The sequence below is a fragment of the Paracoccus stylophorae genome, from assembly GCF_028553765.1.
In the GTDB taxonomy this organism is placed as follows: domain Bacteria; phylum Pseudomonadota; class Alphaproteobacteria; order Rhodobacterales; family Rhodobacteraceae; genus Paracoccus; species Paracoccus stylophorae.
In genome coordinates, this window is record NZ_CP067134.1 from 11,625 (window position 1) to 35,139 (window position 23,515).

The following is a 23,515-nucleotide window of genomic DNA, read 5'->3' on the forward strand; positions in this document are numbered from 1 at the left end:
CAGGATTTATTGCAGATTCCGCAATCCATTCTGCCTATGCGTGTGACCCTGACCGAAGGGACTAATACCCATGGCGCGCGACCTGATCCTATGGGCGTGACGCATTGTCCGGATATGCGGATTTCTTTCCGGATGCGACTGTAAGGTTGCGGAAACCGGGTTTCGCGGCCTGCCAGACAAATAGGGCTTATTCGCGAACCTGGCGTAACGACATATCGGAAACGGAACGGAAAGGAGGTGCCGGACCAGCATTCCTCGAACCGCATCGCGGCTGGACAGCCCGGTGCTTTCATCAAGCGACGACCACATGCAGACGGCTTTCATCCCGCTTTTGACATGACTGGCGGAGGGCGGTCTGCCTCAATCGAAGTGAGGAAGACATGACGACCAGAAACAACAATTTTCTCTTCGACATCGAAGAGGTTGGCGGCACATCCGACACGGATGCCGACACCGCAAGCATCCTGCAGGTAGATCCCGGCGACGATGACGGCGACATGGACAACGGGTCCGGCAGCTCGGATTCGGACGCCGAGGCGATCTCCGGCAGCGACAGCACCAGCAGCAGCGATTCGGACAGCAGCAGCGGCAGCGATGCCACCAGCGGCAGCGACAGCACCAGCGATTCGGGCAGCGACAGCAGCAGCACCAGCAATTCGTCCGGCAACAGCAACAGCAACAGCAACGGCCATTCGTCCAGCAGCAGCAATGCCGACAGCGATGTGGACGTCGATGTCGATGTCGACGTCGATGTGGCGGTCGGCCTTGATGCCATGCCGACGGATGACGATTTCGCCGATTTCGACCTGACCGACAGCACCATCGAGGATCTGCTGATCGCGGACGGCAATGTCAATTACAACCCGGGCCACGACATCACCACGGGCGACATGCTGACCGGCGCGCGCTTTGGCGCGGGCAACGACGCGGGCTTCGTCAATGCCCAGTCGATCGGGCTGGAAGACAACGACTATCTGGAAAATCCGTCGGTTTCCAACAATGCCGACTTCGCCCAGGACGCGCATGCCGAAGGCGGCGAGGCGAATGCCGCCGAAGGGATCGCGGTTGACACCAATGGCGGCATCGGCGGCAGCGGCGCTGAAAGTGCCGGCGGCGATGCGACCGGCGGACATGCGGCTGGCGGCGACGCCCATGCCGACACCACGGGCGGCGATTCGGGCGACACCGACACGACCGGCGGGATCAGCGGGAATGCCGGCGGTGCCGGTGCCACCGGTCACAACGTGGACGCGGGCGATGTCGATTCCAGCGCAACCGGGGACGGAGGCGACAGCGGCGACAACGATGCCGACAACGATTCCGATTCCAGCGCCGACACCGATTCGGACGTGCATGGCGAAGGCGGGGCCGGCGGCAGCGTCGCGTCCAGCAATTCGGGCGATCTGTCGGGCGAGGCCGCGGCCGAATCCTATGACGAGGGCGGCGACAGCGGCGATGCCGATGGCCGGTCCTCGGTCGAGGGCGACAACCAGGCCCGCGCGCGCACCGACAATGACGGCGGCGACAACGGCGACACCGACTCGTCGTCGGCCACCGACACCGCTGCGCAGTCCGGCTCCAGCGTGACCGCCGCAGGCGGCAGCGGCGGCGATATCGACGGCGACGTCGATGCCACCAGCGACGCCGATAGCGACGGTGACGCGGACGGAACCGGCGGCGACAGCGGCGACGTTGACGGCAATGTCGCGGTCGAAGGCAGCGCCCAGACCGACAGCGACGCCGACGGCAATGGCGGCGATGGCGGCGATGCCGACAGCGACGGCGACACCTCGGCCAGCGCCGAGACCGACGGCTATGCCGAAGGCAGCGGCGGCGATTCGGGCGAGGTGAACGCGGACGGAAACGGCGAAAGCGCCAATTCCAACGCCTCGGACGCCTATGGCGAAGGCGGCGATTCGGGCGATGCCGATGCCTCGGCCGATGTGTCGGGCGATGCGCAGAACGACGTCGATAACGATGCCAGCGCCAGCAGCGACAGCGATGCCGATGGCACCGGCGGCGACAGCGGCGATGTCGATGTGGCGGCCGATGGCTATGGCGAGGCGAATGCCGACTCGCAGGCCGATGGCACGGGCGGCAGCGGCCACATCGGATCGGGCACCCATGCCAGCGGTGACGGCAACGGTCTTGGCGCTGCCCTGGCGGGCGGTCACGGATCGGGCAGCACCGATGACGATGCCTCCTCGACCGGCGGCGATGCCGGTGGCTGGGCCGACGCGGATTCGAGTGCGAATGCCGGCGGCCTGGGCAGCGGCACGGCCACGGCCGACGGCGATGCCGATGGCAGCGGCGGCAGCGGCGGCGCAGGCTCCAGCACGGCCGGTCCGGGCACGGCCAACGGCACCGGAACCGGCACTGCGAACGGCACCGGAACCGGATCGGGCAGCGGCACGGCCTCGTCGGCCAATACCGGCGGCAACGGCGCTGCGGGGTCGGGCGCGACCGGGCCGAATACCGGCACGGGCAGCGGCACCGGCAGCGGAACGGGCATGTCGGGTGCGGCGGCCGAGGGCACGGCATCGACCGATGACGACGCCAACGGCACCGCGAACGGCACCGGCTCTGCCAATGGCAGCGGCACGGGCTCGGCGAACGGCGCTTCGGGCGGGACGGGGGCGGGTTCGGCCGATAACGGCACGAACACCAACACCGGCACCGGCACCGGCACCGGCATGGGCACGTCCGGCATGGCCGGCGACGGCAGCGGCAGGACCGATGACGACGCCGATGGCACGGCCACCGGAACCAACAGCGCGGAATCCGGCGCTGGCGGCGAAGGCGGCGCACGGACCGATGACGATGCCAGCGCGGACGGCACCGGACGCAATGACGGCGATTCGGGCGATGGCGGGGCGGGCAGCGGCCGCGCCGACAACGACGCCGACAGCGCCGCCAATGCCCGCACCGACTCGGATTCCGGGGCAGGTGCGGCCGGAACCGCCAGCAGCGACGATGACGCGGCAGCCGATGGCACCTCGTCCTCGACGGCCACGGGCGGCGCCGGCGGCGCGGCGGACGGCACTGCCAGCGGCATGGCCAGCAGCGCCGACACCGCGACAAGCAGCGCCGACAGCGGCAATGGCGGCGATGCCGGATCGGACACCGATTCGACCGTGAACGGCACCAACAGCGGCTATGCGGACGGTGAGGGTGGCTATGGCGGCCTGTCCGACCTGGCTGCCGAGGCGCTGGCCCAGTCCACGTCCGATGTCGACAGCACGCAAAGTTCGGGTGCGGCCGGCGCGGGCGATGCCAACAGCGAAGCGACCAGCAACGGCGCGGCGACCGGCATGACCTCGGCCACGGGCGGTCTGTCCGGCGATGTCGAAACGACGGCCATGGGCGGCGCCGGCGGCGCGGCCATGGGCGGCGAGACGATCGGCGGTGCCGGATCGAATGGCGGCGTCTGGGGCGGTGACGGCGGCTCGGCTGCCAACGGTGCCGGCGGCGCCGGCGGCGACGCGGGAAGCTGGGGTTCGGGCAATGGCGACGATGGCTTCGTCACCGGCGAATCCTATGCCTCGGCGGCAGCCGCGGTCGACCAGGCGGCGTTCAACATGAACGTGGTCATGGGCGCCAACGTGCTGGGCAACACCGTGGACATGAATGTCGTCGGCGGCTCGTTCAGCTCGACCTATGTCGGCGAAGACGAAGGCTGACAGCACTGAACCACGGGCGGGGCCGGATCATCCGGCCTCGTCCATTTTTCGTCCGCACGCCCCTGCACGGGGTTGCGGCACGCAACAGGCAAGGACGGTAGGACCATGACGCTGGACCCGGCCACGCAGGCGATAAGCCGTTTTGCAGGGCTGCTGGATTTGATCGTCGATGGCGACCGCCTGCGGCAGGACCTGCTGGAATTCCAAAGAGCGCGCGATCCCGACACCGGGGATGAGGGCATCCCCGGCATCAGCGTCAAGCTGCTGATCGGCCACAGCATCCCCGATTACGACCCCGGCCTTGCCTATCGCGTCACGCCGATTCCGGCGAAGGATGTGGGCGGATTGGTCGATTACGCCTATTCCGCCCCGCACCTGCCGCTGTCCTTCGGTGCGACCGTTGTTGAGGGCGTTCCCGAAACGCCGGTCGCCGCGGTGCCGATGCCGACCGTCTCGGCCCCGCCTGCGGGCGCGACCTTCTTTGCGGTCGGGCCGGGCAGCGTCGTCGCGGTGACGCTGCAATTCATCGGGCTGAACGACGACGATTTCCTGTCCAACGGGCTGGGCGGCGACTTTGTCGATCCGGCCGAGTTGCACGCGGCGCTGGACCTGACCCATACCGCAGCCGATGCGCTTTCCGGGTTCGACGTGCCCGACATGCCCGCGATGTCGGGCTGGATGTCGTTCACCGATGCCGTGCTGACGCAGTTCGATGCCGCATCCACGCTGGCCGATGCCGCCCCGCCTTCCATCCAGATCCATGTCCTTCGCGCCGAGGCCGCATCGGGCAGCATCGTCAACGGCGTGGCAATGGACGAGGTGCCGGTCTGGACCGACCTGCTGCCCGCCTATCTTCGCCCCGACGACGACGCGGAAACCGAGGGTCCGGACGCCTCCGGCGACGAAACCGGCGGCACGGTGATCCGCACCACATCCGGCATGGACGGCGAGGCCGAGACGAGCCATCCGGCCGCGCATGATTTTTCCCGCGACTTTCCGGGGCGCGACGACGATCCCTCGCCCGATGCCGGCCACCATGTCGTCACCGGCGCCAACACCGCGATCAACCAGGTCGGCGTCGCCTCGCAATGGATCGACGCCTCGGTGATCGTAGTGCGCGGCGACGTGGCCAAGGTCCACGCCATCAGTCAGGTCAACGTGCTGGTCGAACATGACAGCATCGACGGCCAGCCCGTCACGCAGGAATCGACCGGCGTCAACATCGCCCAGATCCTGCGCAGCCCGTCGCCCGCCGACAGCAGCGGGGCCGGCGGCGATGCGTCCCTGCCCGAGGACTGGAACCTGTTCCGGATCGAGGCGACGCTGTATCAGGTGAACTGGGTCAAGCAGGTCAACTACATCACCGATTTCGACCGGGCCGAGGTGACGTTCTCGGCGCAGACGACCATGCTTGTCATGGGCGAGAACGAGGCCGTCAATTCGACCGTCCTGAACGAGCTTGGCTATCGTTTCGACGTGATCTTCGTGGCCGGCGACATGATCGACGCCACCATCGTCTCGCAAAAGAACGTCCTGCATGACAGCGACAGCGTCGCCACCCTTGGCGGGAACACGGCGGGAACTGATGTCTCGCTGGCCGACAATCTGCTGTTCAACCAGGCGACGATCCAGACCCACGGCATCGACAGCTTTGCCCAGATGACCGACGGTTTCGCCCGCGCCGCCGACGATCTGGCGGCGGGCCGGGATACGCTGGCAAGCAACCTGTCGCATGACCCGCTGATGGCCGGCAAGGACGAGGTCCTGGCGTTGCAGATCGACGGCGATCTGATCCGCATCAACGTGTTCGAACAGGAAAACATCGTCGGCGACGCCGATCAGATGCTGGCCGACATGGCCAGCCTGCAGGCGGATTTCCAGGCGGAGGCGGCGCTGATCGCCGGCTCGAACGCGCTGGTGAACACCGCCACGGTCACCGAATACGGCATCGATTCCACCATCATGGCGGGCGGCAATGTCTATGACGACGCGCTGATCCATCAGGCGGAATGGTTCGACAACGACGCCCCGGCGGACGGCGTGCGGATGGCCGAACTGACCAACGATGCCGTCGCGGCCTTCCTGAACGACGAGATGGCCAGAATGGACGACGCCATGGAGGCGATCGCGCCGACGGCCGATTACGACAGCGGCGCCAGCGTCGATGTGATGCAAGGCGTGCTTGCCTGAGTTTTTTTTGTGTGACGCGAGGAGTGACGAGTTGAAAGATCTGGGAACCGAGACCCGCGGCGATCCGACGATCGAGGCCGATCCGCCGCATCCGAAACTGCGCATCGACCGCGACATCAAGCCCGGCCGCCCCATCGACCGGACCCCGTCGCAGCCGCTTGGCAAGACCATCGACGGCGATCTGGCGCCGATCAAGCCGCGCCCGCCGGGCGACGGCGGCGGCAATGGCGGCGGCGGCAAGGGCAACGGGCCGCATTTCCATCGCCGGCTTGGCCCCGAGAATTTCGACGAAAGCCTGCGCAAGGGCATTTCGGTCGTCCGCACCAACCTGTCCTTCGTGATGCTGATGACGCTGGCGACGAATATCCTGATCCTCGCCATCCCGATCTATCTGTTCCAGATTTCGGACCGCGTCTTTACCAGCCGCTCGACCGATACGCTGATCATGCTGACGGTGGTGATCTGCGGCGCGGTCGTCCTGCAGGCGGTCTTCGACGCGATCCGCCGCTTCATGCTGATGCGCACGGCGGTCGAGGTCGCGGCCCAGCTTGGGGCGCCGATCCTCAGCGCGGCGGCTCATGCCTCGCTGCACAGTTCGGGACGCGAATACCAGACGCTTGGCGATCTGCAACAGGTGCGCGGGTTCATGACCTCGGGCACGCTGATCTCGTTTCTGGATGTGCCCTTCGCGCCGCTGTTCATCCTGGCGATCTATCTGGTCCATCCGCATCTGGGTGCCATCGTCGTCGTCTCGGCGCTGCTGCTGCTGGTCATCGCGATCATCAACCAGAAGCTGACGGCAAAGCCGTTCGCGCAGGCGAACATCGCCCAAAGCCGGGCGAACCTGCATCTGGATTCGATGTCGCGCAACAGCCAGGTGATCAACGCGCTGGCGATGATCCCCGAGGCGGTGTCGATCTGGGGCCGCGATACCGCCAGGTCGCTGACCGAACAGGTGCGCGCGCAGGACCGCAACATCATGTCGGCCGCCGTGTCGCGCGCCGTGCGTCTTCTGACCCAGGTGGGCATGCTGGGCTGGGGCGCCTATCTGGCGTTGCAGGGCCAGATCACCGGCGGCATGGTCATCGCCGCCTCGATCATCGCGGGCCGGGCGCTGGCGCCCATCGAAGGCTCGATCGAGGGGTGGCACGCGTTCCTGCTGACCCGGTCCGCCTATGGCCGGATCGCGGCGCTGCTGCGCGGGTCCAAGCTGCAATACGAACGGCTGCGCCTGCCCCGCCCCGAAGGCCGGCTGGATGTCGAACGGCTGCTGTATATCCCCGGCGGCACCAAGCAGGTCGTGCTGAACAGCATCGGCTTTTCGCTGAACCCCGGCGAAAGCCTGGCGGTGATCGGCAATTCGGGGGCCGGCAAGACCACGCTTGGCAAGATGCTGGTCGGGTCGATCCTGCCCACCTCGGGCAATGTCCGGCTGGACCTGATGGATCTGCGCAACTGGGATCCGCGCCAGTTCGGCGAGAATATCGGCTATCTGCCGCAGGACGTGCAGCTGTTTCCGGGCACCATCAAGCAGAACATCGCCCGCATGCGCGAGGATGCGACCGACGCCCAGATCCACGAGGCGGCGGTGCTGGCCGATGTGCACGAGATGATCGCTCTGCTGCCGCAGGGATACGAGACCTTCGTGGCCGCCGACGGCTCGCCCCTGTCGGGCGGGCAGAAACAGCGGATCGCGCTGGCGCGCGCGTTCTTCGGCAACCCGCGGATGGTGGTGCTGGACGAGCCGAACTCGAACCTGGACGCGGCCGGCGACCGGGCGCTGGCGCGGGCGATCCAGCATGCGCGCCGCAGCCGCATCACCGTCGTCGTGGTGACGCAGAAACCGTCGCTGCTGTCGGTCGTCGACAAGATCATGCTGCTGGCCGATGGCGGCGTCGCGATGTTCGGAGAGCGAGAGCCGGTGCTGCGCAAGCTGGCCGGAAAGAAGGCGCCCGGCGGCGGTCAGGTGCCCGATCAGAAAGGACAACCCGATGCGTGAACTGGTAACAGTCGGCGGGCACGATCAATGGTATGGCAAGGTTCCGCGTTCGATCCGCAAATTCGCCATTTTCGGGATCGGGCTGATGATCCTGTCCTTCGGCGGTTTCGGCGCATGGGCGTTCCGCGCGCCGCTGGCGGCGGCGGTGATCGCGCAGGGGTCCTTTGTGGCGACCGGGCAGAACAAGATCGTCCAGCATCTTGAAGGCGGCATCATCAAGGAGATCCTCGTGGCCGAGGGCGACCTGATCGAAAAGGGCGACATCCTGCTGCGCATGGACGAAACCGCCTCGCTTGCCAACGAACGCGAACTGGAACTGCGCCGCCTGCGGCTTGAGGCGACCGAAGCCCGCCTGATGGCCGAATATAACGAACTGCCCGACCTGACATTCCCGGCCAACATCGAACAGGCCCGCAGCAGCAACGAGGTCGAGGCGATCCTGGCCAGCCAGACCCTGGCCTTCAACATGTCGCGCCGGGCGCTGTCGCAGGACATCACCCTGCTGGTGCGCAATTCCGACGCGCTGGACGTGCGCAAGGTCGGCTATCAGACGCAGCTGAAATCGCATCGCCGCCAGCTGGAACTGCTGCGCGAGGAACACGCGGTCAAGCAGGAGCTGTTCGAGAAACGCCTGACGCGCCGCCCCGAGGTCGTGGCCGTCGAACGCGTTCTGGTCGAGGCCGAAGGCCAGATCGGCCGGCTTGAGGCGGAAATTTCCGAAATCGACCAGATCCAGCAGAAATACGAGGTGCAGGCCGACAAGGTCCGCAGCGATTACCGTCAGGCGGCGCTGGACGAATTGCAGATGGTTCAGGCCGAGCTTGAGGGCGTGCGCGAGCAGTCGCGCAAGGCCCAGAACGTGCTGGCCCGGTCCGAGGTGATCGCCCCGGTATCGGGCACGGTCGTGCGGCTGCATTATCACACCTCGGGCGGCGTTGTCGAAACCGGCAAGCCGATCCTGGAAATCCTGCCCGCCGACGAGCCGCTGATCATCGAGGCGATGATCTCGCGGACCGAGATCGACAGCGTGCGGACCGGGCAGGCCGCAGCGGTCCGCCTGACCGCGCTGAACCAGCGGACGACACCGGTGCTTGAAGGTCAGGTCTATTACATCTCGGCCGATGCGATCACCGAGACGGGCAAGACCGGGATGCAAGAGGTCTATCTGGCCCGCATCTCGCTGGAGCCGCAGCAGATCCAGCGGGTTCCGGGGTTCAGCCCGACCCCCGGCATGCCGGCCGAGGTGATGATCCAGACGCAGGAACGGACATTCGCGCAATATCTGGCGAAACCCATCGTGGACAGCATGTCGCGCGCCTTCCGCGAACAATAGGCCGGCGCGGTGCAGGGTCAGCCCGACGGGGCCAGCCGCGCCGCCGTTTCGGTGATCGCCCGATAGGCGGTGTCGACATCCTCTTCGGTGCAGTCGAACTGCCCGGCCTGAAAACGGATCGCCACCCGCCCCTCGACGCGGGTCTGGGTCAGATAGATGCGGCCATCGTCGTTGATCGCGTTGACCAGCGCAATGGTCTGCGCATCGTCCGCCCCTTCGGCGCGAAAGCTGAACAGCGACAGCACCGGCGGCGTCACGATGCAAAAACCGGGCGTCGCGGCCAGCCGGTCCGCCAGCGCGCGCGACCAGCGCACATGGTTGCGGATCATCCGGCGCAACCCCTCAAGCCCGTGAAACCGCAGCAGGAACCACAGTTTCAGCGCCCGGAACCGCCGCCCCAGCGGCACCGACCATTCGGAATAGTTGACGATGCCGTCATGGCCGTGGGTCTTCAGATATTCCGGCTGGATCGCCAGCGTGCGAACCAGCGCATCCGGGTCGCGCAGCAGATGGGCCGAACAATCGAACTGCGCGCCCAGCCATTTATGCGGATTGAAGACGACCGAATCCGCCTGTTCGACCCCGTCCCACAGCTTGCGGAACTCGGGGCAGATCATCGCCGCCCCGGCCCAGGCCGCATCGACATGGGTGTAAAGACCGTGCCGGCGGGCAACCGCGATCACCGCGCGCAGATCGTCGCTGGCCCCGGTCCCGGTCGCCCCGATACACGCGATCAGCCCGGCGGGCCGGTGCCCCGCCTCAAGATCGGTGCGGATCGCATCCTCCAGCGCATCGGCGCAGATCGAGCCGGTCGGCCCCTGCGCGGGCAGCTTGACCAGATTGTCCTGCCCGATCCCGCTGATCCAGACGGCCCGGTCGATCGAGCTGTGGACCTGATCGGAACAATAGATCCGCACCCGCGCCTGCCCTGCCAGACCGGCGATATTGCCCTGCCAGTCCAGCGCTCGTTCGCGCATGACCAGCACCGCAGCCAGCGTGGCCGAGGATGCGCTGTCCTGAATGACGCCGGAAAAGCCCGGCGGCAGGCCAAGCGCCTCGCGCAGCCATTCCATCATCCGCGTCTCAAGCTCGGTCGCGGCGGGCGAGGTCTGCCACAACATGCATTGCGCGGCCATCGCCGTGACCAGATATTCGGCCACCACCGATACCGGCGCGGCATTGGCGGGGAAATAGGCGAAGAATCGCGGGTGCTGCCAATGCGTCATGCCGGGTTCGATGATGCGTTCGAAATCGGCAAAGATCGCCTGCATCTCGTCGCCCGTTTCGGGCGGATGGGCGGGGATCGCGCGATAGATCTCTCCGGGTCGGGTGCGGGCGCGCACCGGCCTGTCGCGCAGCGTCCGGCGATAGGTCGCGCCCCATTCGGCCGCCTTGCGCGACCATTCCTCGAAATCCTGCGGCTGCATCGGTCCCCCGGCGTGATCTGTCACCGCGCTTCTACCTCAGCGACGCGGCCGCCGCGACATGAAGGTCACGATATTTCATCGAAGGCGCGTTCCAGCGCCTCGCTGACGCCCTGGGTGATCGTCTGCAATTCGGGCCGCACGACGCCCTGCCAGCCGCGTTCATGCGCCGCATCGGTGCCGAAGGCCGAGGCGCTGCGGATGCCCGACAATTCGTCCCATGCGACCGGCATCGCCACCGGCGCGCCCGGCCGCGCCCTGACCGAGAATGGCGCGATGGCCGTCGATCCCCGTTCGTTGCGCAGCCAGTCGATGAAGATGCGATCGGTGCGGCGCGCTTTCGACATCTGCGCGGTTAACCGCTTGGGCTGATGCTGCGCCATCAGGGTCGCCACGCCGCGACAGAACAGCTTGGCCGTGTCCCAGCCAATCGTGCGGCGCAGCGGGATGACCAGATGGATCCCCTTGCCCCCCGTCAGCAGCGGCCAGCAGGCAAGCCCCAGATCGGCCAGCCGGTCGCGCAGATCGGTGGCCGCCGACTTCACCTCGGCGAATTTCAGCCCCTCGTCGGGGTCCAGATCGAAGACCAGCCGGTCGGGCCGCTCCACCCGGTCGCGCCGCGCGCCCCAGATATGGAACTCGACCGTGCCCATCTGCACCGCGCCCACGATCCCCGCCGCATCGGTGACATAGGCATAGGGTTCGGCCTCGCCGTCCTTTTCGGTGATCTCGACCGTCTTCAGCGCGTCGGGAAACCCTTTGCCGGGATGTTTCTGAAAGAACCGCTCGCCCTCCATCCCCTCGGGCAGGCGCAGCAGCGACAGGGGGCGGTCGGCGGCCTCGTCCAGCATCGCCGGCGCGATGCGGTCGTAATAGCGGGCCAGATCGCCCTTGGTCAGGCGCGGGCGCGGAAAGATCACCCGGTCCGTGCTGCTGACCGCGATCCCTGCGATCCTTTCGCCATCGCTCATCGGAACCTCTCTTTCGATGCGCACCTGATCGGCCGGCTTGTCCTCGCGCAGGTCCAGAAACACCGCGTGGCGCAGCCGGCCCTGCGCCGTCAGTTCGGCATAGTCGATTTCGGCCACCAGTTGCGGCGTGACCCACGTGACGCCCCGTGTCTCGGATTTCGGCGCCTCGACCGGCGCGGTCTTGCGCGTCAGGGGCCGCATCCGCGCGGCCAGATCGTCCATCGCACCCTCGTCGAACCCGGTGCCGACCTTGCCGACATAGCGCAGATCCCCGCCCTCGCGCGCCGCCAGCGCCAGCGAGGCAAAGGGCCGGCCCGCGGCGCTGCTGGCCTGCCAGCCGACGATGACGAACTCGGCCCGCCTGCGACACTTGATCTTCAGCCAGTCGGTGCCGCGCCCGCTGCGATAGCGCGCGTCGCGCCGCTTGGCGATCAGCCCTTCGCCCTGCGCCCGACAGACCGTGTCGAATGCATCCTGCGGATCGCCCTCGACGATCGGGGACAGTTGCAACGCCCCCATCGGCGGGACGGGCTTCATCAGTTTTTCCAGCGCCTTGCGCCGTTCGGTCAGCTTGCGGTCCCGCAGGTCGTCGCCGTTCAGCGACAACAGATCGAAGGCCACGAACCCGAACGGCCCGCCCGCCTTGATCGCGTCCTGCAACGCGCTGAACCCCTGAAGACCCGCGCCGGCCACGATCTCGCCGTCGATCAGGGCCGAATCGCAGTCCAGATCGTCGAAGGACGGCAGAAGCGCGGCGAAACGATCGCTCCAATCCAGGCCGCTGCGGGTGAAGACCACCGGCCCGCCCTTGCCCAACGCGATCAGCGCGCGATACCCGTCCAGCTTCAGTTCGTGCCAGTGGCTGTCGGGATCGGCCAGATCGTCGGTCAGCGTGGCCAGTTGCGGGGCGACATGGCCCGGCAGCCTGCCGTCGCGCTGCGGCCTGACGGGCGCATCGTCCTTCTTGATCTGGTCAAAGGTCCGGCCGGTCGCGACGCTGCGCGTGTAGCGGCGCACCGGATCGCGCTGGCCGGCGGCCTCGTCATCGGACTTGATCAGCAGCCAGTTCTGGCGTTTCGCATCGCCCGGCTTGCGGCCCTTCATCAGGATCAGGTTCCAGTCGCCGGTCATCCGCCGCCCGTGCAGGCGGAAATGCAGATGCCCCTTTTTCAGCCCGCGCGCGACCGGGTCCAGCGGCTGCCACCAGCCGATATCCCACAGCATGACCGTGCCCGCGCCGTAATTGCCCGGCGGAATCTGGCCCTCGAAGCCCAGATAGGACAGCGGGTGATCCTCGGTCCGCACCGCCAGCCGCTTTTCGGCGGTGTCGAAGGACGGGCCGCGCGTGATCGCCCAGCTCAGCAGCACGCCATCCCATTCCAGCCGCAGATCCCAGTGCAGGCGCGTGGCGCGATGGTTCTGGATGGAATAGCGCAGTCCAAGCCGCGATGGCGCGCCCGCGGCGGACGGCTCGGGCGTGGCGTCGAAATCCCGTTTCTCCAGATAGGTCTCAAGCTGGGACATGGCTCAGGCCGATTTCGTCTTGCGCCGCGAACCGCCGCCCTTCTTGCCGCCGCCGTCCTTCTTCAGGCTTTCTTTCAGCGCCGACATCAGATCGACAACATTCTCGCCCGAGGGGCGTTCGGCGTCATCGCCCACGCTGGCGCGCGGCGTCTTGCGGTTCTTGCGCTTCTTCTCGATCAGGTCGCGCAGGGCGGCGTCATAGTGATCCTCAAACGACGAGGCATCGAACGGCGCGGTCTTGCGCTGGATCAACTGGGTCGCGACCTCCAGCAGTTCCTTGTCGGCCTTGGCATCCTCGATTCCCGCGAACATCGGCTCGGCCTCGCGGATCTCGTCGTGATAACGCAGGGTTTCCAGCAGCAGCCCGTCGCCGCAGGGGCGGATGGCGCACAGATATTCGCGCCCGCGCATGGTCAACTGGCCCAGCCCCGCCTTCTTTTCCGCCCGCAAGGCATCGCGGACGACGCGATAGGCGTCCTCGGCCAACTCATCAGTGGGAACGACATAATAGGGCTTGTTGAAATACAGCGGCGCGATTTCGGCCTGATCGACGAACTGCACCAGTTCCAGCGTCCTTTTCGTCTCCAGCCGGATCGCCTCAATCTCGTCGGGTTCCAGCAGCAGATATTCGCCGTCGCCGGTCTCGTATCCTTTCAGGATGTCGTCGCTTTTGACCGGCCCGACGCCGGGCACGGTCTTTTCATAGCGCACGGGTTTGCCCGATGGCTGATGGATCTGCCGGAACGAGATTCGCGCCCCGCTTCTGGTGGCCGAATGCAGTTCGACCGGGATGGCAACCAGGGACAGGCGAAGCTGCCCCTTCCAGACCGCGCGCGATGCCATGACATCTCCTCCAAAACCGACCAACGCCGGGTTCGGGGGATTGGTTGCGCCGCGCGCGGCCGGGCCGCGCTGCCTATTTCTGCAATTCGGTCCAGATCGCGGTCATATAGTCGCGCGCGGTCGGCGAACACAGCGGCATCCACTTGCCATTGGCCAGATGTTCCTCGGGGACGACCATCTCGGGGGCGGATTTCATCTCGTCGCTGAAGAATTCCTCGCTGCCGGCGATGCCGTTGGGATATTTCGTGTAATCCGAATTCATCGCGGCGTTTTCGGGCACCATGATGAATCCAGGAACTGATAGGCCTCATCGACATTCTTCGCATCTGCCAGCAGCGCGATGCTGTCCATGAACAGCGGATAGCCTTCCTTGGGATAGCCGAACACCACCGCCGGGTTCTGCAACCGCGCCCGCATGATCGCGCCCGACCAGTATTCGGACGCCTTCACGTCGCCCGACCCCATCTTGTCGGACATGCCGTAATCCATCGACATCCATTTCGGCTTGGCCTCGACCAGCTTGTCGCGGACCTTCTTCAGCATCTCCTTGTCCTCGGTGCAGGGCTCTCCGCCCAGATACATCACCGTCAGATGCAGGATATCCGACATCTCGGGCGCGACATTGACCTTGCCGACCAGCTCCTCGGGCGGGTCGAGGAAGATGGCCGAGGTGTTGGGATCGCCGTCATAGGTGTCGGTGTTCACGCCCATGCCCACCGTCCCCCACAGCCAGGGCAGCGAATGGGTGCGGCCCGGATCCCACGGCACGTCAAGCCATTTCGGATCGACATTGCCGAAATTGGTCAGCCGGTCGTGATCCAGCTCGGCCAGCAGGTTTTTCTGCACGAAGATCGGCACATAATTTGCCGACGGCACCACCAGATCGAATCCGTGCCCGCCGGCGCTGACCTTGGCCAGCGGGGTGTCGTTGCTGTCGTAATCGGTGATCGTCACCTCGATGCCGGTCTGCTCCTCGAATTTCCGGATCAGATCGGGGCTGGTATAGTCGCCGAAATTGTAAAGATTCAGCTGCCCCTCGGCCAGCGCGGGCAGCGCCAGGGCCGAGATGCCGATGGCAAGGATTGCGGTCGTTTTCGTTGTTTTCCCCTGTTGGTCTGTCGGTTGATGATGAAGAACGCGGTCAGCAGCGCGACCGTGACCAGCAAAAGCATGGTCGAGATCGCGTTCACCTCGGGCGAGACGCCGCGCCGCATCTGCGCCAGCATATAGGTCGGCAGCGTGTCCTGGCCCGCGGATTTGACGAATTCGGTGATCACCACGTCATCGAGGCTGATGACAAAGGCCAGCATCGCGCCGGCGATGATGCCGGGCGTCAGCAAGGGCAGGGTGACGTGCCGGAACGCCTGTCGCGGCGTGGCGTAAAGATCGGCGGCCGCAGCCTCAAGCGTGGCGTCCATCCCCTCCAGCCGGGCCGAGATCGGCAAATAGGCGAACGGCACGCAGAACGCCGCATGGGCCGCGATCAGATAGCCCAGCCCCTGATATCCGGTCGCCTGCCGCACACTGGCGAAAAAGATCAGCAGCGCCACCGCCGTCACGATCTCGGGGACCATCAGCGGCTGGTTGATCGCCATATAGACCACCGCCCGGCCCTTCATGCGCCGGTTGCGGACCACGCCGACCGCCGCCAGCGTCGCCAGCACCGTGGCCAGCGTCGAGGCGCAGGCGGCGATCACCACCGACCGCAGCGCGGCGGCCTTGACCGTCTCGTTGGCCCAGGCCCGCCCGTACCAGTCCAGCGAGAATCCGCCCCAGACGGCCACCGATTCCCCGCCATTGAAGCTGTAGGCGACCAGCGTCGCGATGGGCAGATACAGCATCACGAACACCGCCACCGCGACCGTCGCAAACCCCGGCAGCCGGGTCGGATCGAAGCGCCGCTCAGCCATCGTCGCGCCCCGTCCCGCCCAGCACCCGGACATAGATCGCCAGCGCCAGCCCCACCGCGACCAGCAGCAGAACCGCCAGCGCGGCGCCAAGCGGCCAGTTCTGGCCCTGCCCGAACTGCAATTCGATGAAATTGCCGATCATCATGTTCTTGCCCCCGCCCAGCACGCGCGGCGTGACATAGGCGCCCAAGGACGGCACGAACACCAGGATCGACCCCGCCAGGATGCCCGGCCGGATCACCGGCAGCACGACATGGGCCAGCGCCTGCCAGCGATTGGCGAACAGGTCATAGGCAGCCTCAAGCAGGCGAGTGTCGAACCGGTCGATGGCCGCATACATCGGCAGCACCATCATCGGCAGATAGACATAGGCCATGCCGATCAGCACCGCCGTGTCGGTATAAAGCAGGTTCAGCGGGCCGGCGCCGACCCAGCCCAGCACCTGATTCAGCAACCCCTCGCTGCGGATGATCTCGTTGATGGCGATGGTGCGGATCAGCAGGTTGGTCCAGAAGGGAATGGTGATCAGAAACAGCCACAGCGCACGGCGTTCGCGCGGCCGGGTGGCGATGAACCAGGCAGTCGGCAGGCCAAGCAGGAACGTGATGACCGTCGTCAGCACCGACAGCTTCACCGACCGCCAGAAGATCGTCAGATGCGCGTCCGCCCAACTCAGCGTGTCGTCGAAGATGTCGCGGGTCAGAAACACCTGTTCCCAGGCCCGCGTCGTGAACGGGCGCTGCACGCCGGAATAATCGCCGGGCGTCAGGAAGGAATAGACCAGCACGATCAGCAGCGGCCCGATCGACCCGATCAGCAGCAGCATCAGCGCCGGCGCGGCCAGCGTCCACGAGGCGCGGTTGGCCTGTGCCGGTCCCATGCTCATTCCGGCTCCAGGATCCGGATGGCGGCGGGCGGCAGGCGCAGTCCGATCCGCTGGCCGTTGGCCGGCAGATCGGCGCCGGCCGGCTGGCGCAGCGCGATCCGGGTGCCGTCGTCCAGCCGCGCCATGATCTGGACCGCGTTGCCCAGATAGACGGTGTCGGTGATTTCGGCCGACAGCGTGGCGGCGGGATCGACCAGGATATCCTCGGGCCGGATCGCCAGCGTCGCCTTGCCCGGACCGGCCGGCGCGGACAGCGTCACGGCATGATCGCCGATCCGCGCGGCGCCGTCGGCGATGGTGACCGGCAGGAAATTGCTTTCCCCGATGAAGCCCGCGACAAAGCGATTGGCGGGATGGGCATAGATCTCGCGCGGGGTGCCGATCTGCTGGACGCGGCCCGCCGACATGACGGCGATCCGGTCGGACATGGTCAGCGCCTCTTCCTGATCGTGGGTGACGAAGACGAAGGTGATGCCGGTTTCGCGCTGCAACCGCTTCAGTTCGATCTGCATCTCCTTGCGCAGCTTCAGATCCAGCGCCGACAGCGGCTCGTCCAGCAGCAGGACGCGCGGTTCGGGCGCCAGCGCGCGCGCCAGCGCCACGCGCTGCTGCTGACCGCCCGACAGCTGCGCCACCGGGCGATCCGCGAAATCCTGCATCCGCACCAGCGCCAGCATCCGGTCCACCCGCGCGTCAAGCTGCGCGCGCGCGATGCCCTGCATCTTCAGGCCAAACCCCACGTTCCGCGCCACGGTCAGATGCGGAAACAGCGCATAGGACTGAAACACCGTGTTGATCGGACGCCGGTTCGGCGGCAGCGCGGTCACGTCCTGATCGCCCAGAAGAATGCGCCCGTGCGTGGGCGTCTCGAACCCCGCCAGCAGCCGCAGCAACGTGGTCTTGCCGCAGCCCGAGGGGCCAAGCAGGGTGAAGAACGATCCGCCCTCGATGGTCAGGCTGACATCCTGCAACGCATCGACCGCGCCCGGTCCGCGGCCGAACCGCTTGCTGGCCGCGTCGATGAAAACCGGGGTGGCGTCTGTCATGTATGTCCTCCGCGCGCAAAGATTGCGTCGGGCCGGCACGCTTGACAAGACCCGGCGTCGGCCTCCGTCCCTTGACGCTGACAGCCCGTCATGGCCAGTTGAGCCAGCGCGAAGGAGACCGGATTTGACCACGCCAGACTGCACCGCCGCCGACTGGATCGCCGCCGACTGGGACGCGGGCACGCTGCGCCTGTGGGCGATGCGGGGCGATCAGGTGGTGGACAGCCGGGCGTCGGACGACGGAACCGACGGGCTGGCGGGGGATGATTTCGCGGCGGTGCTGACGCGGATGACAGAGGGATGGGCCGATGCGCCGGTGGTCGCCTGCGGCACGGTCGGCGCGGCCGACGGCTTGGCGCGCATCGCCTGCGCCAGCGTCCCGGCCACCGTCGATCCGCGCCCGGTTCAGGTGCCGGGGCGGCGGGTCTGGATCGTCGGCGGGCTGACGCAGGCCGATCCGCCCGACCTGATGCAGGGCGACGAAACCCGTATCGCGGGGCTGCTGGCCGCGCGCCCGCAATTCGACGGCACGCTGTGCCTGCCGGGGGCGCAGACCCGGTGGGCGCGCATCTCGGCCAGCGAGGTGGTGTCGTTTCAGACCTTCCTGACCGGCGAGATGTTCGATCTGCTGTCGCGGCAATCGGTTCTGCGCCATGCGGTGGGCACGCCGGGCGACATCGACGCCTTCGACGCGGCGGTCAGCGACGCGCTCAGCCAGCCGCACCGCGCCTATGGCCGCCTGTTCCAGCTGCACGCCCGCGCGCAACTGGGCGGGCTTCAACCCGAGACTGCTGGTGCCACGCTGTCGGGCACGCTGATCGGGTGGGAACTGGCCGGCGCGCGCCCCTATTGGCTGGGGCAAGAGGTCTGCGTGATCGGCGCGCCCGCGCGGACCGCGCCCTATGCCCGCGCGCTGGCGCAGCAAGGCGTGACCTGCACCGAGGGCGACGGCACCGCAGCGACCTTGGCCGGTCTTGGTCGCGCCTTTCGCGCCATCGCCGACGCGGCCGCAGCGATCTAGAACGCGTTGCGTTCGTGATAGGTGCGCAGGAACGCCAGGATGCGCGGGTCCGAGGGTGCGCGCAGGACGACATCGGGCGAATCCACCGCGACCAGCTCGCCCGCCTCCATGAACCCCACCTGATCGGCGACATGAGCGGCAAAGCCCATCTCGTGCGTGACGACCGCCATCGTCATCCCCTCGGCCGCCAGCGTCTTCATCACGTTCAGCACCTCGCCCACCAGTTCCGGGTCCAGCGCGCTGGTCGGTTCGTCGAACAGCATCAGCCGCGGTTCCATCGCGATGGCGCGGGCGATGGCGACACGCTGTTGCTGGCCGCCCGACAGCCGGGCGGGATGGCTGGACATCTTGTCGGCCAGCCCGACCTTGCGCAGCGCCTCGGCGGCGCGGGCGGCGGCATCGGCCTTGCGCAGGCCGCGCACCCGGATCAGCCCCTCGGCCACGTTTTCCTGCGCGGTCATGTGCGGCCACAGGTTGAACTGCTGGAACACCATGCCGATGGACCGCCGCATCTGGCGCAGCCGGCGCGCCGGCATCTTCCTGCCCGGCGCGTCATAGCCGATCAATTCGCCGTCGATTCGAATCTCGCCCGCATCGTATTCCTCGAGGAAATTGATGCAGCGCAGCAGCGTGGACTTGCCCGATCCCGACGGGCCGATCAGGCATGTCACCTTGCCCGGCGGGATGGTCAGGTCGATCTGTTTCAGCGCCTGAAACTCGCCATAGAACTTGTCGACCCTGCGGATCTCGACCGCGGCTGTCCGGCCCATCTCAGCCCCTTTCGATCAGATGTCTGGTGATGCGCGTCTCAAGCCGCCGCCCCGCGCGCGAGATCGTCTCGACCAGCCCCCAGAAGAACAGCGCCAGCACCAGGTTCGCCTCAAGATACCGGAACGTCTCGGTCGACATGCGCTGGACCTGATACATCAGTTCGGGAACCGTGATGATCGACAGGATCACCGTTTCCTTGGTCAGAATGATCGAGAAATTGACCAGCGCCGGCAGCGCCGAGACCAGCCCGAGCGGCAACAGGATGCGCCGGACGATGACGGTCTCGGTCATGCCGATGGCGCGCGCGGCCTCGATCTGGCCTGCGGGCACGGCGTTGAAGCCCGAGCGGAAGATTTCCGCGAAATAGGGGCTGCCATACACGGTCAGACCCAGAAGCCCGGCGGGCAGCGCATCCAGCCGCAGCCCGATCAGCGGGCCGCCGTAATATAGCACGAACAGCTGCACCAGAAACGGCGTGCCGCGGATCACCTCGATATAGACCTGCAACAGCCAGCGCAGCGGGCGCGGGCCGTAACGCTGGATCAGCGCGACCAGCAGGCCAAGCGCCATGCCCAGTACCGTGCCGGCCAGCCAGCAGAACACGGTGATGCCGAAGCCGCGCAGCAGCATCGGGCCGTATTGCTGCAAAAGCCCCGCATCCATCAGACGGCCATCCGGTGTTCAAGATACCGCCCGACGCCGGCAAGACACAGATTGATCAGCAGATAGATGCAGGCGGCGGCCAGATAGACCTCTAGCGGGCGAAAGGTCGTGGCCGCCTGCGCCTGGCTGGCGCGCGTGACCTCGAGGATGCCGACGACCGACACCAGCGAAGATGCCTTGACCAGCAGGATCAGCTCGTTGACCAGCGCCGGCAGCGACATGACCACCGCCTGCGGCAGCACGATCCGCGTCCAGATGTCGCGCGGCGCCATGCCGATGGCGGCTGCGGCCTCGGCCTGTCCGGGCGGCAGGGCGCCGATGGCGCCGCGCCAGATCTCGGCGATATAGGCGCTGGCGCAGATGCCCACGGTGATGACGGCGGCGGCGATGGCGGGCACGTTGATCCCGATCACCGGCAGCAGATAGAACATCAGCAGAAGCTGGACCAGCAACGGCACGCCGCGCAGAAAGCTGACCCACAGCGCGGCCAGACGCCGCCATGCCGGGCGTCGCGACAGCGCGGCCGCGCAGATCAGCGCCCCGATGACCAGTCCCAGGGCAATGCCCAGCCCCGAGACCAGCAGCGTATAGCGCGCGGCCCAGAGCAGCGGGCCGAAGCTGTCAAGGAATGTCGGGATCGAGAACATCGCCGCCCTGCGTGGCACAAGGCCGGGCGGAACCGCGGTCCCGCCCGGCGGTCCCGGATCAGTCGCTGGTCGCGGTCAGCGGCAGTTCGGTATACCCGCCCAGCCATTTTTCCTGGATCGCCCTGATGCGGCCATCCTCGGTCATGGTGGCGATGGCGTCCTCGATGGCGCGGGCCAGGCTTTCGCTGGCCTCTTCCTTGCGCAGGACCCAGGCAAAGAAGGTCGGCTGGCCGAACTGCGCCGGCTCGAACAGGGCGAAGGTTTCGGGGCGGTTCTTCACCAGATAGGTCAGGTTCGGCAACGAGCCTGCGACCGCATCCAGACGCCCCGCCGCCAGATCGGCATAGGCTTCGTCGGTGGTGCCGTATTCCTTGACGGTCACGCCGCCCAGCTCCTCGCCATAGGACTGAAGCTGGCGGAACTGCGCCGTGCCCTGCTGGACGCCGACGGTCTTGCCGGCGATATCCTGAGGCTTTTGCAACTCGTCATTGCCGGCCGCCTTGACCAGCGAGACGGTGGCATCGGCAATCGGCGGGGTGAAGGTGTAACGCTCCAGCCGTTCGGGCGTGATGGTCACGGGCGCGATCACGATGTCGAACTTGCCGACCTCGAGCCCCGGCAATTCGGCCGTCCAGGGAATGTCCTGATAGACCGGTTCAACGCCCAGTTCCTTGGCCACCTCGTCGAACAGATCCTTGGTCATGCCCTCATAGGTGCCGTTGTTCAGCATGTCGAAGGGCGCGTAATGCATGTCGGTGGCGGTGACGATCTTGCCGTCTGCCTTGATGTCGTCCAGCTGATCGGCGGTCGCGGGCACGGCCAGCCCCATCGCGGCAAGCCCGAAGATGGCCGATCTCAGCGCGGTCCTGAATGTCATGGTCTTCTCCTTGTTGGTCGGTTTCTTGTTGGTGGTCTTGTGGGGCCGGGTCAAAGGATTCCCGGCAGGTCAAGCTGGTATTCCCGCGCGCAGTCCAGCGCAATCTGGTATCCGGCATCTGCGTGGCGCATGACGCCGGTCGCGGGGTCGTTCCACAGCACGCGCGCGATCCGGCGGTCGGCATCCTCGCTGCCGTCGCAGCAGATGACCATGCCGGAATGTTGCGAAAAGCCCATGCCGACGCCGCCGCCGTGATGCAGGCTGACCCAGGTGGCGCCCGAGGCGCAGTTCAGCAGCGCGTTCAGCAGCGGCCAGTCGCTGACCGCGTCGCTGCCGTCGCGCATCGCCTCGGTCTCGCGATTGGGGCTGGCGACGCTGCCCGAATCCAGGTGATCGCGGCCGATGACGACCGGGGCCTTCAGTTCGCCGTTGCGCACCATCTGGTTGAAGGCCAGTCCCAGCCTGTGCCGCACGCCCAGCCCGACCCAACAGATGCGCGCGGGCAGGCCCTGAAAGCTGATCCGTTCGCGCGCCATGTCCAGCCAGTTGTGCAGATGCGGATCGTCGATCAGCTCCTTCACCTTCGCGTCGGTGCGATAGATATCTTCGGGGTCGCCCGACAGCGCGGCCCACCGGAACGGGCCGATGCCGCGGCAGAACAGCGGCCGGATATAGGCGGGCACGAAGCCCGGAAAGGCGAAGGCGTTTTCCAGCCCCTCTTCCTTCGCGACCTGGCGGATATTGTTGCCGTAATCCAGCGTCGGCACGCCGGCGTTCCAGAAATCGACCATCGCGGCGACATGCACCTTCATGCTGGCGCGCGCGGCGGCCTCGACCGCCTTGGGGTCGCTGTCCTGTTTCGCGCGCCATTCCGCCACGGTCCAGCCCTGCGGCAGATAGCCGTGGATCGGGTCATGCGCGCTGGTCTGGTCGGTGACGATATCGGGGCGGACGCCGCCATCCTTCATGCGCCGGACCAGCTCGGGATAGATGTCGGCCGCGTTGCCGATCAGCGCCACGGATTTCGCCTCGCCCGCCTTGGTCCAGCGCGCGATCATCGCCAGCGCCGCATCCAGATCATGCGTCTTTTCATCGACGTACCGGGTGCGCAGCCGGAAATCGGCCCGCGTCTCGTCGCATTCCACCGCCAGACAGCAGGCCCCGGCCATGACCGCGGCCAAGGGTTGCGCCCCGCCCATGCCGCCCAGACCCGCGGTCAGGATCCAGCGGCCGGTCAGATTGCCGTCGAAATGCTGCCGCCCGGCCTCGACAAAGGTTTCATAGGTGCCCTGCACGATGCCCTGGCTGCCGATATAGATCCACGATCCGGCGGTCATCTGGCCATACATGGCCAGCCCCTTGCGATCCAGTTCGTTGAAATGGTCCCAGTTGGCCCAGTGCGGCACCAGATTTGAGTTCGCGATCAGCACGCGCGGCGCGTCCTTGTGGGTGCGGAACACGCCCACGGGCTTGCCCGACTGCACCAGCAGGGTCTGATCGTCGTCCAGCGCGCGCAGGGAGTCGACGATCAGGTCGAAATCGCGCCATGTCCGCGCCGCCCGCCCGATGCCGCCATAGACGACCAGCTCGTGCGGGTTTTCGGCCACATCCGGGTGCAGGTTGTTCATCAGCATCCGCAGCGGCGCCTCGGTCAGCCAGCTTTTCGCGGTCAGTTCGGTGCCGGTCGCGGGAAAGACGTCGCGGATATTGTGTCGGGGATCTGTCATCGT

At 66.8% G+C, this 23,515-nt stretch carries 16 protein-coding genes and 1 pseudogene; 5 read left to right on the forward strand and 12 right to left on the reverse strand.

What is annotated here, in order from left to right; genetic code table 11:
* Nucleotides 1–380 precede the first annotated feature (380 nt).
* The 4 genes from JHW45_RS00050 to JHW45_RS00065 all read left to right on the forward strand — a co-directional run bounded on the left by JHW45_RS00050 (nucleotide 381) and on the right by JHW45_RS00065 (nucleotide 9,202).
* Nucleotides 381–3,680, forward strand: a complete 3,300-nt coding sequence (locus JHW45_RS00050; protein WP_272858946.1) for a beta strand repeat-containing protein — start codon at nucleotides 381–383, stop codon at nucleotides 3,678–3,680.
* 105 nt (nucleotides 3,681–3,785) lie between these two features.
* A complete protein-coding gene (locus tag JHW45_RS00055; RefSeq protein WP_272858947.1) occupies nucleotides 3,786–5,870 on the forward strand; it encodes a hypothetical protein in 2,085 nt (694 codons plus the stop codon).
* A 31-nt stretch (nucleotides 5,871–5,901) separates the two neighbouring features.
* Complete coding sequence (locus tag JHW45_RS00060) at nucleotides 5,902–7,869, forward strand: type I secretion system permease/ATPase (protein ID WP_272858948.1); 1,968 nt, start codon at nucleotides 5,902–5,904, stop codon at nucleotides 7,867–7,869.
* Entirely contained in the window at nucleotides 7,862–9,202 is a 1,341-nt protein-coding gene (locus JHW45_RS00065; protein WP_272858949.1) for an HlyD family type I secretion periplasmic adaptor subunit, read from the forward strand. Before JHW45_RS00060 ends, JHW45_RS00065 begins: the two co-directional genes overlap by 8 nt.
* Nucleotides 9,203–9,219: 17 nt before the next feature.
* On the opposite strand, the gene JHW45_RS00070 is transcribed toward JHW45_RS00065, so the two are convergent.
* From JHW45_RS00070 to JHW45_RS00100, 7 genes and pseudogenes are all read right to left on the reverse strand, one after another.
* Nucleotides 9,220–10,629 carry a pyridoxal phosphate-dependent decarboxylase family protein gene (locus tag JHW45_RS00070; RefSeq protein WP_272858950.1) on the reverse strand — a complete coding sequence of 470 codons (1,410 nt, stop codon included), beginning with the start codon at nucleotides 10,627–10,629 and terminating at the stop codon, nucleotides 9,220–9,222.
* 65 nt (nucleotides 10,630–10,694) lie between these two features.
* Nucleotides 10,695–13,121, reverse strand: a complete 2,427-nt coding sequence (gene ligD / locus JHW45_RS00075) for a DNA ligase D (protein ID WP_272858951.1) — start codon at nucleotides 13,119–13,121, stop codon at nucleotides 10,695–10,697.
* Nucleotides 13,122–13,124: 3 nt separating this feature from the next.
* Nucleotides 13,125–13,964 carry a non-homologous end joining protein Ku gene (gene ku, locus JHW45_RS00080; RefSeq protein ID WP_272858952.1) on the reverse strand — a complete coding sequence of 280 codons (840 nt, stop codon included), beginning with the start codon at nucleotides 13,962–13,964 and terminating at the stop codon, nucleotides 13,125–13,127.
* Nucleotides 13,965–14,037: 73 nt separating this feature from the next.
* Nucleotides 14,038–15,047, reverse strand: a pseudogene (locus JHW45_RS00085) (extracellular solute-binding protein).
* Entirely contained in the window at nucleotides 14,990–15,874 is an 885-nt protein-coding gene (locus tag JHW45_RS00090; protein WP_272858953.1) for an ABC transporter permease, read from the reverse strand. The pseudogene JHW45_RS00085 and the gene JHW45_RS00090 overlap by 58 nt, the downstream one beginning before the upstream one ends.
* A complete protein-coding gene (locus JHW45_RS00095; RefSeq protein ID WP_272860654.1) occupies nucleotides 15,867–16,754 on the reverse strand; it encodes an ABC transporter permease in 888 nt (295 codons plus the stop codon). The genes JHW45_RS00090 and JHW45_RS00095 overlap by 8 nt, the downstream gene beginning before the upstream one ends.
* A gap of 2 nt (nucleotides 16,755–16,756) precedes the next feature.
* Nucleotides 16,757–17,806, reverse strand: coding sequence for an ABC transporter ATP-binding protein (locus JHW45_RS00100; RefSeq protein ID WP_272858954.1), 1,050 nt, complete (start codon nucleotides 17,804–17,806; stop codon nucleotides 16,757–16,759).
* 124 nt (nucleotides 17,807–17,930) lie between these two features.
* On the opposite strand from JHW45_RS00100, the gene JHW45_RS00105 reads away from it, so the two are divergent.
* Nucleotides 17,931–18,827: a 2-dehydro-3-deoxygalactonokinase gene (locus tag JHW45_RS00105; protein ID WP_272858955.1), complete on the forward strand. Its 897-nt coding sequence runs from the start codon at nucleotides 17,931–17,933 to the stop codon at nucleotides 18,825–18,827.
* Here JHW45_RS00105 and JHW45_RS00110 read toward each other — a convergent pair.
* Genes JHW45_RS00110 through hutU form a run of 5 tightly spaced genes read right to left on the reverse strand, consistent with a single transcriptional unit; the run spans nucleotide 18,824 to nucleotide 23,512 of the window.
* Nucleotides 18,824–19,597, reverse strand: coding sequence for an amino acid ABC transporter ATP-binding protein (locus tag JHW45_RS00110; RefSeq protein ID WP_272858956.1), 774 nt, complete (start codon nucleotides 19,595–19,597; stop codon nucleotides 18,824–18,826). The genes JHW45_RS00105 and JHW45_RS00110 overlap by 4 nt on opposite strands.
* Nucleotide 19,598: 1 nt before the next feature.
* The gene (locus tag JHW45_RS00115) at nucleotides 19,599–20,261 is read right to left on the reverse strand and encodes an amino acid ABC transporter permease (protein WP_272858957.1); all 663 of its coding nucleotides are present in this window, start codon (nucleotides 20,259–20,261) and stop codon (nucleotides 19,599–19,601) included.
* On the reverse strand, nucleotides 20,261–20,908 hold the full coding sequence (locus JHW45_RS00120) for an amino acid ABC transporter permease (protein ID WP_272858958.1): 648 nt from the start codon (nucleotides 20,906–20,908) through the stop codon (nucleotides 20,261–20,263). Before JHW45_RS00120 ends, JHW45_RS00115 begins: the two co-directional genes overlap by 1 nt.
* Nucleotides 20,909–20,966: 58 nt before the next feature.
* Nucleotides 20,967–21,785, reverse strand: coding sequence for a transporter substrate-binding domain-containing protein (locus JHW45_RS00125; protein WP_272858959.1), 819 nt, complete (start codon nucleotides 21,783–21,785; stop codon nucleotides 20,967–20,969).
* A gap of 50 nt (nucleotides 21,786–21,835) precedes the next feature.
* Nucleotides 21,836–23,512: a urocanate hydratase gene (gene hutU / locus JHW45_RS00130; protein WP_272858960.1), complete on the reverse strand. Its 1,677-nt coding sequence runs from the start codon at nucleotides 23,510–23,512 to the stop codon at nucleotides 21,836–21,838.
* Between the last annotated feature and the right edge of the window lie 3 nt (nucleotides 23,513–23,515).